This is a genomic window from Mycobacterium paraffinicum (assembly GCF_001907675.1).
Taxonomy (GTDB): Bacteria; Actinomycetota; Actinomycetes; order Mycobacteriales; family Mycobacteriaceae; genus Mycobacterium; species Mycobacterium paraffinicum_A.
Map to the genome: position 1 here is coordinate 90,937 of NZ_MPNT01000020.1, position 13,592 is coordinate 104,528.

Sequence of the window (13,592 nt, forward strand, 5' to 3'; positions counted from 1 at the left end):
CATGCCTAATCTGATCGGCCTGCCCGGGCAGGCGGTTGCCAAGGTCCAGCAATACCTGGAACGCGGCTCAGCCGAATTGCACTACGTGCGCAAGATCTTCGAAGCGGGCGCCTTCCGGCTGGAGCCGCCGCAGAACTACGCCGCGATGGCCAACGACATCTACAAGTGGGGCGAGTTCGGCATGCTCCCGTCGCTGAATGCCCGACGCCATCCCGATCGGGCCGCCTGCATCGACGAGGACGGTGAGTTCTCGTTCAAACAACTCGACGAGGCAGCCCATGCGGTGGCCAACGGCCTGATCGAAATGGGCGTCAAGGGCGGGGACGGCGTCGCGATCCTCGCCCGCAACACCCGCTGGTTCCTCATCGCCTACTTCGGCGCCGCCCGGGTCGGCGCCCGCATCATCCTGCTCAACAGCGAATTCTCCGGGCCGCAAATCAAAGAGGTGTCGGAGCGCGAGGGCGCCAAGCTCATCATTTACGACGACGAGTACACCAAGGCCGTCAGCAAGGCCGAGCCGGAACTGGGCTTCCTGCGCGCGCTGGGCACCAATCCCGACGCCGACGAGCCCTCGGGCAGCAAGGACGAGACGCTGGCCGACCTGATCGAGCGCAGCAGCAGACAACCCGCCCCCAAGGCGAGCAAGCACTCGTCGATCATCATCCTGACCAGCGGCACCACCGGCACGCCGAAGGGGGCGAACCGCAGCACCCCACCGACGCTGGCGCCCATCGGGGGCATCCTGTCGCACGTGCCGTTCAAGGCCAACGAGGTGACCTCGCTGCCCGCCCCGATGTTCCACGCGCTGGGTTTCCTGCACGGCACCATCGCGATGTTCCTCGGATCGACGCTGGTGCTGCGGCGCAAGTTCAAGCCGCCGCTCGTGCTCGAGGACATCGAGAAGTACAAGGTGACCGCGATGGTCGTCGTTCCGGTGATGCTTTCGCGCATCCTCGACGCGGTCGAGAAGATGGACAAGAGGCCGGACCTGTCCAGCCTGAAGATCGTGTTCATCTCCGGGTCGCAGCTGGGTGCCGAGCTGGCCAGCCGCGCGCTGAAGGACCTCGGCCCGGTCATCTACAACATGTACGGCTCGACCGAGATCGCGTTCGCCACCATCGCCGGGCCGCAGGACCTGGAGCGCAACGCGGCCACCGTCGGACCGGTGGTCAAGGGCGTCAAGGTCAAGATCCTGGACGACAACGGCAAGGAGCGGCCTCAGGGCGAGGTCGGCCGGATCTTCGTCGGCAACGCGTTCCCGTTCGAGGGGTACACCGGCGGCGGACACAAGCAGATCATCGACGGCCTGATGTCGTCCGGCGACGTCGGATACTTCGACGAGCACGGCCTGCTTTATGTCAGCGGCCGCGACGACGAGATGATCGTCTCCGGCGGCGAGAACGTGTTCCCCGCGGAGGTCGAGGACCTGATCAGCGGCCACCCGGAGGTGGTCGAGGCGACCGCGATCGGCGTCGAGGACAAGGAATGGGGCCACCGACTGCGCGCCTTCGTCGTCAAGAAGGACGGCTCCGACGTCGACGAGGACACCATCAAGCACTACGTGCGCGATCACCTGGCCCGGTACAAGGTGCCGCGTGAGGTGGTCTTCCTCGAGGAGCTGCCGCGCAACCCGACGGGCAAGATCCTCAAGCGCGAGCTGCGCGAGATGGAGGTCGACTAGCCGCGGTCAGCGGCGGTCTTTGATGGCGCGGGTGATCTGCGCCGCGAGCTTGGGGTCGACCAGAAGCTGGTCGATGAGCGCGGTGAGAACCTCCTGGCCCGTCACCCTGGCGACGCCCAGGCGGTCGGCCGCTTCCCGCTGCCAGATGTCGAGCGCGCGGTGGGTGGCCGCCGGCAGGTCGACGGTTCGACGCGTCCGCTGAACCCGTCCCGCCTGGTTGGCCGCCGGCTGGCCGACCATCCGCTGGGGGCTCTGCCCCCCGAGCCCCGTGAGGCGCTCGGTGGGCGCGGCGTCTCCCGCCGGCGTGGCCGACGGCCCGGGGCGAAACGTTCCGGCGCCGGGTCCGATGTGGCTGGGATTGAAGTTCACTGTGGCGGTCGTCCTCCGAATGAGTGGCCAATCAGTAAATCAGCGCTCGAATGTGTCAATACTGATTGTTCCACCGACGACCGCGGAAGTCGCGCCGCCGGGCCGTGGACGGTGGTAGGCACCGCCAAACCCCACGCCACAGCAAATTCGCGAAAATAGCTGCGCGCGCCACCATTCACGCCTGGTGCTACCACTTATTATGCGTTACGGCAACGTAGAGCGATGTGCAATTCATACCTTCAACCGATACGCAACGTTGCAAACCAGTATTTCAGTAAATGCCGATCTAGCTGCGAATATCCGACCGTCAGTGAATCAGTAGCTGCGATAATCCTGAAGTAATGAATCGCCGATTTTGCTGCCTGGTGAACGATTTGTTACATAATTCACAGAATATATTGCGTGTGCCGATGTTGTTTGCCGGGAAATAACTGGCTAACGTTTTGTTTGTCGGCATGAGGTCCCGGAAGGAGGTCCCGCGATGACGATCTCCACACGATCGGTGCGCGGCGCCGCCGTGAGCGCAGTCGCTGCATCGGCGGTTGCCGGCGCACTCCTGCTGGGCGCCGGCCCCGCGGCCCAGGCTGCCCCGGCACCCGCTTTCGACACCAGCTTCACCACCGCCGGTCCCCACGGTGCGCCCGGCGGGCCCGGCATCATCCCTGACCGTCCAGGCGGGGGTCATGGCGGCCATGGATGGGGTGGCCACGGATGGGGTGGCCACGGATGGGGCGGGGGAGGCCACCCCGGATGGGGTTCGGGCAACCGCGGATTCTGGGCCCCCGGTCACTGGTGGAACTGGTGGTGGTGAACCAACCCTCCCCGTGGTAACCGGTCAACCTCGACGTGCCGATCCACTCCAAGGTTGACCGGCCCACGGGATGGGGGGGAAACCATGCCGGCCTGACCACCCCTCAGGTCGGCATGGCCCCTCCTCCCGACCGAAGCCCGCGCGGCGGTCAGGGATCGCGAGGAAGACCGAGCAGCCGCTCGGCGATGATGTTCAGCTGCACCTCGGAGGTGCCGCCGTAGATGGTGGTGGCGCGGCTGGCCAACAGGTACTCGCCCCACTTGCCGGGCAGTTCGCCCGGGTCACCGATCGCGGCATCGGTGCCGAACGAGGACACCGCGAACTCCGCGTACCCCTGGCCGGTCCGCATCGACAACAGCTTGGAGATGGCCGCCGACGGCATGGCGTCCCCGCCGGCCAGCGTCAACAGCGTCGAGCGCAGATTAAGCACCTTGGCGGCGTGGCCTTCGGCGATCAACTGACCGGCGCGGTGCTGGGCGACCGGGTCGAACTGTCCGTCACGAACGAACTCGACGAACTGGCTCAGCGTGGCCAGGAAGTTCGCCTCGCTGCTACCGATCGAAACGCGTTCCGCGGTAAGGGTATTGCGGCTGACTTCCCAGCCGCGGTTGACCTCACCGAGCACGCACTCGTCGGGGACGAAGACGTCGTCGATGTAGACGGTGTTGAACAGCGCGTTCCCGGTGAGCTCGCGCAGCGGTTTCACCTCGACACCCTCGCTCTTCATGTCCAGCAGGAAGTAGGTGATGCCGTTGTGCTTGGGGGCGCTGGGGTCGGTTCTGGCCAGCAGCGCCCCCCATTGGGAGAGCTGTGCCGCCGTGGTCCAGATCTTCTGGCCGGTGATACGCCAGCCGCCGTCCGCCCGGGTCGCCTTGGTGCTCAGCCCCGCCAGGTCCGAGCCGGCGCCCGGTTCGGAGAACAGCTGGCACCAGATCATCTCGCCGCGGAAGGTGGGCGGCAGGAACCGCTGCTTTTGCTCCTCGGTCCCGAAGGCGACGATCGAGGGGATGATCCAGGTCGCGATGCCCATCTGCGGGCGCTTGACCCGGCCGGCGGTGAATTCCTGGGCGATGATGATCTGCTCGACCGGACCGGCGGCGCGGCCCCACGGTTTCGGCAGATACGGCAGCGTCCAGCCGCCCTCGGCGATGGCGACCTTGCGCTTGTCGCGTTCCATCGCCTTCAGCGCGCTCACTTCGGTCCGGATCTCTTCGCGCAGTTTTTCGGTGTCGGGATCGAGGTCGATGTCGACCGCCCGCAGGCCGGTGCTGGTGGCGGTGCGCACCACCTTGTGCGGGTACTCCGATCCGCGGCCGAAGGAGGCGGCCAGGATCAGTGCCCGGCGGTAGTACACGCCTGTGTCGTGCTCCCAGGTGAAGCCGATCCCGCCGTGCACCTGGATGCAATCCTGTGCGCACCGTTGCGCGGCGGCGGGCGCCAGCGTCGCCGCGACGGCGGCCGCGAACTCGACGTGGGAACCGGTGATGTCCCAACCGTTTTCGCGCGCTTCGTCGATGGCGCGGGCGGCGTCCCATACTGCCGCGGTGGCCCGCTCGGTGTCCGCGATCATCTCCGCGCACTTGTGCTTGATGGCCTGGAACTGGCCGATCGGCCTGCCGAACTGTTCGCGGATCTTGGCGTATTGCGACGCCGTGTCGGTCGCCCACCGCGCTACCCCGATCGCTTCGGCGGAGAGCAGCGTCGTCATCAGCGCGTGCGCCGTGGCCATGCTCAGGTTGCACAATGCCGCGTCGGCGCCGACCTCGACGGCGTTGGCCCGCACGTGTGCGACGGGGCGCAGCGGGTCAATGCTTTTCACGGGCTCGATCTCGAGCTCCTCGGCGCGCACCACCACCCATTCCTCGCCGCTGTCGATCGCGACCGGCAGTACCAGCACGGAGGCCTGCGCCGCCGCGGGAACCGCGCGGACCTCGCCGCGCAGCACCAGCGTGTCGCCCTGGCGCGTGGCGGTGAGCCCGCAGCAGTCCATCGCGTAGGCGGCGATGGCGTCCCCGGCCGCCAGTTCGGAGAGCACCTTCGCGTTCGGGTCGTCGGCGGCGATCAGGGCACTGGCGATCGCGGACGGCACAAAGGGTCCTGGCACCGCGCCGTAGCCGAACTCGGCCAGCACGACGGCCAATTCGAGGATGCCGAAACCCTGCCCGCCCACGGACTCGGCGAGGTGCAGACCCTGCAGGCCTTGTTCGGCCGCCGCCCGCCAGTACGGCGGGGGGTTGTCGATCGGCGTTTCCATTGCCGCGTGCAGCACTTCGGATGGCGCGATGCGCGCCACCAACGACCGCACCGAACCGGCCAGGTCTTGATGCTCAGGAGTGATAGCGATCGGCATTGGTCGCCTTCCCATGCTTTTGAGTTGTCTCTCGGCCAAGCACCTTCCAAACTAACAACCGGTCGGTTGGTTGACCACAGGGGTTTGCCGGGTGGTGGCTCTCAGCGAAACCGCTTGCTGATCCATCTGGTGATCAGGTCGGCTTGCTCGCCGCGGGCCCCCGGGGTGGTGAAGTAGTGGTCGGTGTCGATGGCCGCCAGCGTCTTGTCTTCGCTGGCGAGCGCGGTGAAAATCCGTTGGGCGTCGGACGGAAAGACACCCGTGTCGGCCTCGGCGTTGATCACCAGCGCGGGGCAGGTGATCCGGGCCAGGTGCGGCTCGGCGCGGGTCTGTGCCACCCGCAGGCTCCACATGCCCAGCCAGCTGCGCAGCGTGCAGGCCGCGGCGATGCCGTGCGCGGAGCGGTTCGCCTTGGCCGGAAGGCCCGCGTAACACCTGTTCGGTTGGCGCCTCGTCGGCTCGATACGGGGGTCCACCATGCGCGGATCGGCCCATGTTCGCATGACGCTGAACGGACGGTCGGAAAACCCCGCCGCGCGAACGCGTTTGAGTTCCTTCTCGGCCCAGTCGGTGATGGCATGGTTGCGCGCGGTCTGCGCGCGCCGGTAGCGGTCGAGGAACTGCGGCGAAAACGGCGGGCCGTTGCGGTCATTGAACAGGTCCAGGTCGGCGTCGGTGGCCACGGGATCGCTCTCGTCGACGACGGCGGCGTCCATCCAGGCCGTCAACACGTCGGGTCTGCCGGGATGGGCGGCGGCGGCCACGTACCCGTCCGCGGCGGGCAACTCGGTCAGGCCCGCCGCGGGCCGCATCCCGTCCAGCGGGGTGACGTTCGGGTCCACCGCTTGCGACTGATACGCCGCCATCAACGATCCGCCACCCGAATTGCCAAGCAACACAACAGTTTCCACTCCCTGCACCTCGCGCAGCCAGCGCACCCCGACGCCGATGTCGACCAGCGCGTGGTCCAGCAGGAAACTACTCTCGAAGCCCCGGAACCGGGTGTTCCATCCGAGGAAGCCGACGCCGCGGGTGGCCATGTAGTCGGCGAGGTAGTGCTCGGAGAAGTCGATCTGATAATGCGTGGCGATCATCGCCACCTTCGGCTTGCGCCCCACCCCGCGGTGGTAGAGCCCCTGGCAAGGATGTCCGCCCGCCCCGGCGCGCCCGGCGGTGCTCGACGGTAGCCCGACGAATTCGCGGACAACCCCTGCGGCACCGGTGTGCGGAGTCATTTCAGCGGCCCTGTTGGCGATCGACATCTCGAAAGAAAAATCCAAGCTGATGTTAGATTCAGAATCACATCTTGGCCAGGACCTCCAGCCGGGGACCGAGGGGAGCCGCGCGATGATCAAGCCGCGAAACACCAACACGGAATTCGAACTCGGGGGAATCAATCACGTTGCGCTGGTCTGCTCGGACATGGCCCGCACCGTGGACTTCTACACCAACATCCTCGGCATGCCGTTGATCAAGTCGCTCGACCTGCCCGGCGGGGCCGGCCAGCACTTCTTCTTCGACGCGGGCAACGGTGACTGCGTGGCATTCTTCTGGTTCGCCGACGCCCCCGACCGGGTGCCGGGGATCTCGTCGCCGGGCGCCATCCCCGGCATCGGTGACATCACCAGCGCGGTGAGCACCATGAACCACCTGGCATTCCACGTGCCGGCCGAGAAGTTCGACGCCTACCGCCAGCGGCTCAAGGACAAGGGTGTGCGGGTCGGCCCGGTGCTGAACCATGACGAGAGCCCGATGCAGGTGTCCGCGACGGTGCACCCCGGGGTGTACGTTCGGTCGTTCTACTTCCAGGACCCCGACGGCATCACGCTCGAATTCGCGTGCTGGGTCAAGGAATTCGATTCCAGTGATGCGCAAGCCGTGCCGAGGACCGCGGCGGACCGCCGGCCTCCGGTGGCCGCCGGTCGCTGATGACCGACGACATCCTGACCGACGCGCAGATCGCGGCCCTCACCCCCGAGCAGCGTCGGCAGCTCATCTCCCGGCTGGAACAGCCCGTGAGCGACGTCATCGACCCCCTTTTCCTGGCCCGCGTGCGACGCATCCGACTGAGCCTGATGGTCGGTGGCTCGGCGGTGATGATCCCCTGGCTGGGATATCTGTCCACGACGCTGCCGGAGAGCTACGTCGTGCACGACTGGCCCCTTACCTGGGTGGGCTTCGACGTGTTGTTGATGGCGTTCATGGTGGCGACGGCCGTTCTCGGCTTCCTGCGTCGTCAGGTGCTGGTTCCGGCCGCGTTCACCACCGGGGTGCTCCTGGTGTGCGACGCGTGGTTCGACCTGATGACCGCGGGCCCCAACGACCTCTGGCTGTCGATGGCCACCGCGCTGCTGATCGAGCTGCCACTGGCGGCCTTCATGGTCGTCAGCGCGCTGCGGCTGATGCGCCTGACCATGGAGCGATTCTGGTTGCTGGATCCCGGGATGCGGCTGTGGGATCTGCCGCTATTGCCTTGAGGCGGTGAGGGTTTGGCTTGCCGGGCCGGCGTCGGACGCCAACCGAAGGAAAAGAGACTACTGGCTGAGCGGCGCCGACACGCGCCAATTGGGAATCTTCTCAAATCCGCGTAAATCACCGCCTTCCTCGACTAACGTCCAATAGCAGCGACACAGGGGGGTGCAAGCGACGCCTTAGGTTCAGCCCGACCTACGGCGTCCAAGAATCCCAGCTCGAAGGTCTATTTGTGCTGCACGGAAAATCCGTTGCCGCACGGCTTCTCGGCTCCTCCCATGCCGCACACAACGTCGGCACCGCAGAACGGGGACTGGGGGAGATGGTCGCACTCGGCAACATCTACGAATGGCAACCGGCCCAGGGGCCGCTCACCATGTGGACGGCTTCGCCCTCGGCGTGCGACGCGGCGCGCGCCGCGCGCCGAAGCGATCTGGCTCCGAGTTACCAACAGTCGCAACATCTCTGGGCCGCCTACCATGGCAGGGCGATGAACCGGGCGCTACCGCGCCTGATGATCGTGTCCTGGGACGTCCCCGGCACGTGTGACATCGCGGCGATGACGGCTGCGGTCAACGCGCACGTCCGCCGGCACGACACCTACCACAGCTGGTATGAATTCGATAACGGTGTCATCGTGCGCCGCGCGATCGAGGACCCCGGCATCATCGACTTCGTTCCGACATCGTTCGGGCGCAGGACCGTCGACCAAATGCGCACCCACGTGCTGACGACGACCCCCGCAACGCTCGAATGGGATTGCTTCACCTACGGCGTCGTCCAGCACGACGACTACTTCACCTTCTACGCGAGCGTGGACCATCTGCACATCGACGGCCTGTCCGCCGGCGTGATCTTCGTCGACATCCACCTGGCCTATCTGGAACTCGCCGAAGGGCAGCAGACCGCCGCGCTTCCCGAGGTCAGGAGCTACCGGGACTACACAGCGCGGCAGCGCGAGAAGGTCGCGGGGCTGACCCTGTCGTCTTCGGAGATCAAGGACTGGATCGCGTTCGCGCGCGACACCGACGGCCAATGGCCCAGCTTCCCGTTGCCGCTGGGTGACACCTGGACCAACAGCAAGGGCGACCTGGTAACCGTCGACCTGCTGGATGCGCCCGGCACGGAGGCTTTCGACGCCGTGTGCTGCGCGGCGGGCGCCCGGTTCATCGGCGGGGTTCTCGCCTGCACGGCATTGGCCGAGCGGGAATTGACCGGCGGCGCCGTCTATCACGGGTTCACGGCCAGGGACACTCGGACACCGGGCCTCGACACCATGACGGTGGGTTGGTTCGCCAGCCTGGTCCCGGTCACGGTGCCGACCGCGGGAACGACCTTCCCCGAGGCGGCCCGGGCCGCCCAGAAGTCGTTCGACGCGGCCAAGGATCTCGCCGGTGTTCCGGTCGAGCGACTGCTGGAGTTGGCGGCACCCGACGAACTCGGCATCAAGCTGCCCACGCGTCTGCCGATGATGCTGTCCTTCCTCGACTTTCGGAAGATCCCGCTGGCCGGGTTGTGGGCGGAGACGAATTTCGGCACCTACGGCGACAGCCTGTCCCACGGCGGGATCAACATGTGGATCAACCGCCACGCCGAGAAGACGACGGTGACGATGTCCTTCCCCGACAACGCGACGGCGCGCGAGTCCGTGGACCGCTACATCGCGACGTTGGGTGAGATGTTCGCACGCGTCGTCGATGCCACCGGGGCCCAGCCGGGCATCATCGCGCCGACCAAGAACGACGACGAGGCGGCCTAGCGATGAGCAACCTGCTGGACCTGGCCGACCAGACCCTTTTCCTCGGCGAGCGGGCGACCGCCACCACCAGTGTGGTGCAGGCCATCTGGGTGTACGACCGCCCCATCGACATGGACGGTCTGCGCGCCTTCCATCGCCACCTCGGCCGGGGCCGCTTGCGCCGCCGCATCGAACGGTCGCCCTTGCCGTTCGGCCGGCATCGTTGGGTGGCGCCCACCAACCAGTCGGACCTCGAGATCGCGGCGACGCCCCGGCCGCGCGACGAGATCGATGCCTGGCTCGATGAGCAGGCGGGTAAGCGGCCGGACGCCGAGCACGGGCCCGGCTGGCACCTGGGGGTGCTCCCGCTGACCGACGGTGGCGCGGCGGTGAGCCTGGTGGTGACCCACTGCCTCACCGACGGCGTCGGGCTGTGCGAGGCGTTGGCGGACGCGGCGTGCGGCCGCGACGACGCGATCGACTGGCCCGCGGCGGCTTCGCGGGGGCGGTGGCGGGCATTTCGGGAGGACGCGCGCCAAACCGCGCGCGACACAGCCGATGTGGGCCGCGCCGTCGTCGCGGCAGCACGCATGGCCCGGGCCGGCCGCGACGCCACGGCCGTTGCGCCGGCGGGCAAGCGGCCCGCGCCGCCCACCGGGCCGGACCAGCCCCTGGAGCTGCCCATGGCGACCGTCTTCATCGACGCCGACGAATGGGACGCCCGCGCAACCGCGTTGGGTGCAACCAGCAACGCGCTGCTCGCCGGACTGGCGGCCCACTTGGCCCAGCGCGTGGGCCGAGTCGCCGCGGACGGCACCGTCAACGTGGGGATGCCCGTCAACGAGCGCACCCCGGGCGACACCCGCGCCAACGCCGTCGTCAACGTCGACATCACGGTCGACCCCACGCCCGCGACGACCGACTTGCGCGAGATCCGCGCCGGCATCAAGGCGGCGCTGTCCCGCCACGAGGCTGAGCCCGACGAGCGTTGGGCGTTGCTGCCGCTCGTTCCCCTGATTCCGCGACGCGTGATGCGGCGACTGATCGGCGTGGTCACCGGCAGTGCCGTCACCGTCGTGTCGTCTAACCTCGGGTCGATGGACCCCGCCGTCAACCGGCCGGCCGGCACCGAGGCCGACCACTTCGCCATGAGGACGGTCTATCCCGGCGTGACCACCGCGACCATGTACCGCACCAACGGCGCGCTGGCGCTGCTGTCGGGCAGGGTGCACGGCCGGGTCTTCGTCTCGTTCCTGGCCTACGAGCTGGGTCGGCGCAACTCCGAAGCCCAGCTGTGGCAACATATTTCGAGCGCCCTGAGTGACTTCTCGCTCACCGCCACCGCGGGGTGGCACACCGCCTGCGCGGTGTGACGTCAGGAGTCCGCGCGCGACGCCGCGGCTGACTCCACTCGGTACAGGTCGGGCTCGGCGAGCTCGTCAAGCAATGCGGCGAGGTGATCGACGAGCTGCTCCGGTTCGAGCTGGACGTCGCCGGCGAGCCAGGCGCTGATCGTCTGCCCGACGCCCCCCACCACGAAGTGCGCCGCGGCCTTGATGCGGTCATTCGCCGGCACCCGCAGCACGTCTCCGACGTGCTGGCCTGACAGCATCGCGAACAGCGCACTGGATTCGGCACGCTTGCGCACGATCACCGGATCGGCCAGCTGCGTGCTGAACAGCATTCGCCCGAGGCGGGCGTCGTCGGCGATGGTGCGAACGATGTTGGCCATCCCCGCGCGCGTCTGCTCGTGCGCCGGCACCGCGGCGACCGCGGCCTGGGTCGTGGCGGCCAGCTGGGCGACCACCGAGTCGAACACGGCGGCGACGAATTCGTCTTTGTCGGCGAAGCTTTCGTAGAAATACCGGGCCGCCAGACCGGCCTGACGGCACACACCGCGGACCGTGACCGCGGAGATGTTCTGCTGCTCCGCCCCGAGGAGCTCCAGGCCCGCGGCCAGCAGCCGGTTGCGGCGTGCGGCCAGGCGCTGCGCGGCCTCGACACCGCGGTACGGCCGCGCGCCCGGGGTCTCGTTCATGCGAACCATCTTGACACCAACGCGACGCCACGACAATATCAGGAAACGAGCGTTCGCAGATTATGGCTCGACGCCGCTGGAGGGGTCTGACATGGCAATACACGAGGCGGTTCACGAACCGGCCCGGCACGTCGAGCGCCCCGTCGCCGATCCACCGCGGCGGGCACCCGCCCGCCGCCGCCGGCGGGCGCTGGGGATCGACGAGGGGTTGATGGGTGTTGCGCTGTTGGCCGGCCCGGCCAACGTGATCATGCAGTTGGCGCGGCCCGGCGTCGGTTACGGCGTCATGGAGAGCCGCGTCGAAAGCGGCCGGGTCGACCTGCATCCGATCAAGCGTGCGCGGACCACGTTCACGTATCTGGCCGTCGCGACCAACGGCAGCGACACCCAGAAAGACGCGTTCCGCCGCGCCGTGAACAGGGCCCACGCGCAGGTTTACTCCACCCCCGAAAGTCCGGTGCAGTACAACGCTTTCGATCCCGACCTGCAACTCTGGGTGGGGGCCTGCCTATACAAGGGCGGGGTGGACGTCTACCGGATGTTCATCGGCGAGCTGGAGGGCGAGGACGCCGAGCGCCATTACCGCGAGGGCATGGCGCTGGCCACCACGCTGCAGGTGCCGCCGGAGATGTGGCCGCCGGATCGCGCGGCGTTCGACCGCTATTGGCACGAGTCGCTGGCCAAGGTGCACATCGACGACGCCGTGCGCGAGTACCTCTACCCGATCGCCGCGAACCGGATCCCGGGGCTGACGCTGCCGCGCCCGCTGCAGCGCGCCGCCGACGGCTTGGCCCTACTGATCACGACGGGCTTCTTGCCGCAGCGGTTCCGCGACGAGATGCGGCTGCCCTGGGACGCCAGCAAGCAACGGCGCTTCGACCGGCTCATCGCGGCCCTGGCGCTGGTGAACCGGTGCCAGCCGCGGTTCGTTCGGCGGTTTCCGTTCAACGTCTTGCTGGCCGACGTCGACCGCCGGATCAGGACGGGTCGCCCGTTGGTCTAGCCTGCGGCGAGGCCGCCCGTCGACTTGATAACGGGAATCATTTTCATTAAGCTCTCCTCTGCCTGGTAAGCCTTCCAGCTCGAGGAGTACCTATGACGGCGCCCATCTGGATGGCCTCGCCACCGGAAGTGCACTCCGCCTTGCTCAGCAGCGGCCCCGGTCCGGCGTCGCTGCTGGCGGCGGCGGGGGCATGGTCGGAACTGAGCACCGAATATGCTTCGGCGGCAGCGCAACTCAGCGGCGTCCTGGCCGCGGCGCAGGCCGGCTCGTGGGAGGGACCCAGCGCGGAATCGTATGTGGCCGCGCACGCGCCATACCTGGCCTGGCTGACGCGGGCCGGCGCGCACAGCGCGGCGGCGGCCGCTCAGCACGAGACGGCCGCGGTGGCCTACACCGCGGCGTTGGCCGCCATGCCGACGCTGCCGGAACTCGCCGCCAACCACGCCGTCCACGGAGCGTTGCTGGCGACGAATTTCTTTGGCATCAATACGGTTCCGATCGCGGTCAACGAAGCCGACTACGCGCGGATGTGGGTGCAGGCGGCCACCACCATGACCACCTACCAAGCGGTTTCGAGCGCGGCAGTGGAGTCCACGCCGCAGACCGACCCCCCGCCGCCGATAGTGAAATCCGCTGCCAGCAGTCAAGATTCAGGCGGCGACGTACACGACCCCACGATCGACAACCCGCTCGACGACTTCATCGCGAACATCCTGAGGAACCTCGGCATCAACTGGGACCCCGCCCAGGGCACAGTCAACGGCCTGCCCTACGACGCCTACACCAATGCGGGAGACCCGATGTTCTGGGTGGTTCGGGCGCTGGAATTGCTCGAGGATTTCCAGCAGTTCGGCTATTACCTGGTGCACAATCCGGCGCTGGCGTTCCAGTACATCGTTCAGCTCATGCTGTTCGACTGGCCGACGCACATCCTCGAGATCTTCACCAGCCAGCCGGAATTGCTCGCCCCCGCGATCCTCCTCGCGGCCGCCCCCTTCGGCGCCGTGGCTGGCTTCGCCGGGTTGGCGGGCCTGGCGGGCATGCCCCCGCCCGCGGTCGCACCGGCGCCGCTACCGGCGGCCGCCCCGCCGCCCGGCCCGACGCCAGCCGTAGCGATCGCGCCGTCCACC

Annotated in this window: 12 protein-coding genes; 8 read left to right on the top strand and 4 right to left on the bottom strand. The window is 67.8% G+C overall.

From position 1 onward, the window contains the following. Position 1: 1 nt before the first annotated feature. Complete coding sequence (gene fadD2 / locus BRW65_RS20380; RefSeq protein ID WP_073877634.1) at positions 2-1,681, top strand: long-chain-fatty-acid--CoA ligase FadD2; 1,680 nt, start codon at positions 2-4, stop codon at positions 1,679-1,681. A 6-nt stretch (positions 1,682-1,687) separates the two neighbouring features. On the opposite strand, the gene BRW65_RS20385 is transcribed toward fadD2, so the two are convergent. Further along, positions 1,688-2,050, bottom strand: coding sequence for an ATPase (locus tag BRW65_RS20385; RefSeq protein WP_073877636.1), 363 nt, complete (start codon positions 2,048-2,050; stop codon positions 1,688-1,690). A 481-nt stretch (positions 2,051-2,531) separates the two neighbouring features. Between BRW65_RS20385 and BRW65_RS20390 the strand changes: the two genes are divergently transcribed. Further along, a complete protein-coding gene (locus BRW65_RS20390; RefSeq protein ID WP_073877638.1) occupies positions 2,532-2,861 on the top strand; it encodes a hypothetical protein in 330 nt (109 codons plus the stop codon). Between the two features lie 148 nt (positions 2,862-3,009). Here BRW65_RS20390 and BRW65_RS20395 read toward each other — a convergent pair whose 3' ends face one another. Both BRW65_RS20395 and BRW65_RS20400 read right to left on the bottom strand, forming a co-directional pair. Next, complete coding sequence (locus BRW65_RS20395) at positions 3,010-5,211, bottom strand: acyl-CoA dehydrogenase (RefSeq protein ID WP_073877640.1); 2,202 nt, start codon at positions 5,209-5,211, stop codon at positions 3,010-3,012. Positions 5,212-5,312: 101 nt separating this feature from the next. Beyond that, entirely contained in the window at positions 5,313-6,446 is a 1,134-nt protein-coding gene (locus BRW65_RS20400; RefSeq protein WP_073877641.1) for an alpha/beta hydrolase, read from the bottom strand. Positions 6,447-6,558: 112 nt separating this feature from the next. Here BRW65_RS20400 and BRW65_RS20405 point away from each other — a divergent pair, with 112 nt between their 5' ends. From BRW65_RS20405 to BRW65_RS20420, 4 genes are all read left to right on the top strand, one after another. Then, on the top strand, positions 6,559-7,140 hold the full coding sequence (locus BRW65_RS20405) for a VOC family protein (RefSeq protein WP_073877671.1): 582 nt from the start codon (positions 6,559-6,561) through the stop codon (positions 7,138-7,140). Next, positions 7,140-7,688, top strand: coding sequence for a hypothetical protein (locus BRW65_RS20410; RefSeq protein WP_073877643.1), 549 nt, complete (start codon positions 7,140-7,142; stop codon positions 7,686-7,688). The genes BRW65_RS20405 and BRW65_RS20410 overlap by 1 nt, the downstream gene beginning before the upstream one ends. Before the next feature lie 317 nt (positions 7,689-8,005). Further along, complete coding sequence (locus BRW65_RS20415; protein ID WP_073877644.1) at positions 8,006-9,442, top strand: condensation domain-containing protein; 1,437 nt, start codon at positions 8,006-8,008, stop codon at positions 9,440-9,442. A 2-nt stretch (positions 9,443-9,444) separates the two neighbouring features. After that, entirely contained in the window at positions 9,445-10,794 is a 1,350-nt protein-coding gene (locus BRW65_RS20420) for a hypothetical protein (RefSeq protein ID WP_073877646.1), read from the top strand. Between the two features lie 2 nt (positions 10,795-10,796). Here the strand turns inward: BRW65_RS20420 and BRW65_RS20425 are convergent, their stop codons facing one another. Next, positions 10,797-11,468, bottom strand: coding sequence for a TetR/AcrR family transcriptional regulator (locus BRW65_RS20425; RefSeq protein WP_073877648.1), 672 nt, complete (start codon positions 11,466-11,468; stop codon positions 10,797-10,799). 82 nt (positions 11,469-11,550) lie between these two features. On the opposite strand from BRW65_RS20425, the gene BRW65_RS20430 reads away from it, so the two are divergent. Both BRW65_RS20430 and BRW65_RS20435 read left to right on the top strand, forming a co-directional pair. Continuing rightward, positions 11,551-12,462: an oxygenase MpaB family protein gene (locus tag BRW65_RS20430; RefSeq protein WP_073877650.1), complete on the top strand. Its 912-nt coding sequence runs from the start codon at positions 11,551-11,553 to the stop codon at positions 12,460-12,462. 92 nt (positions 12,463-12,554) lie between these two features. Beyond that, positions 12,555-13,592: PPE family protein (locus BRW65_RS20435; RefSeq protein ID WP_073877652.1), on the top strand; the 1,038-nt coding region annotated here is incomplete at its 3' end.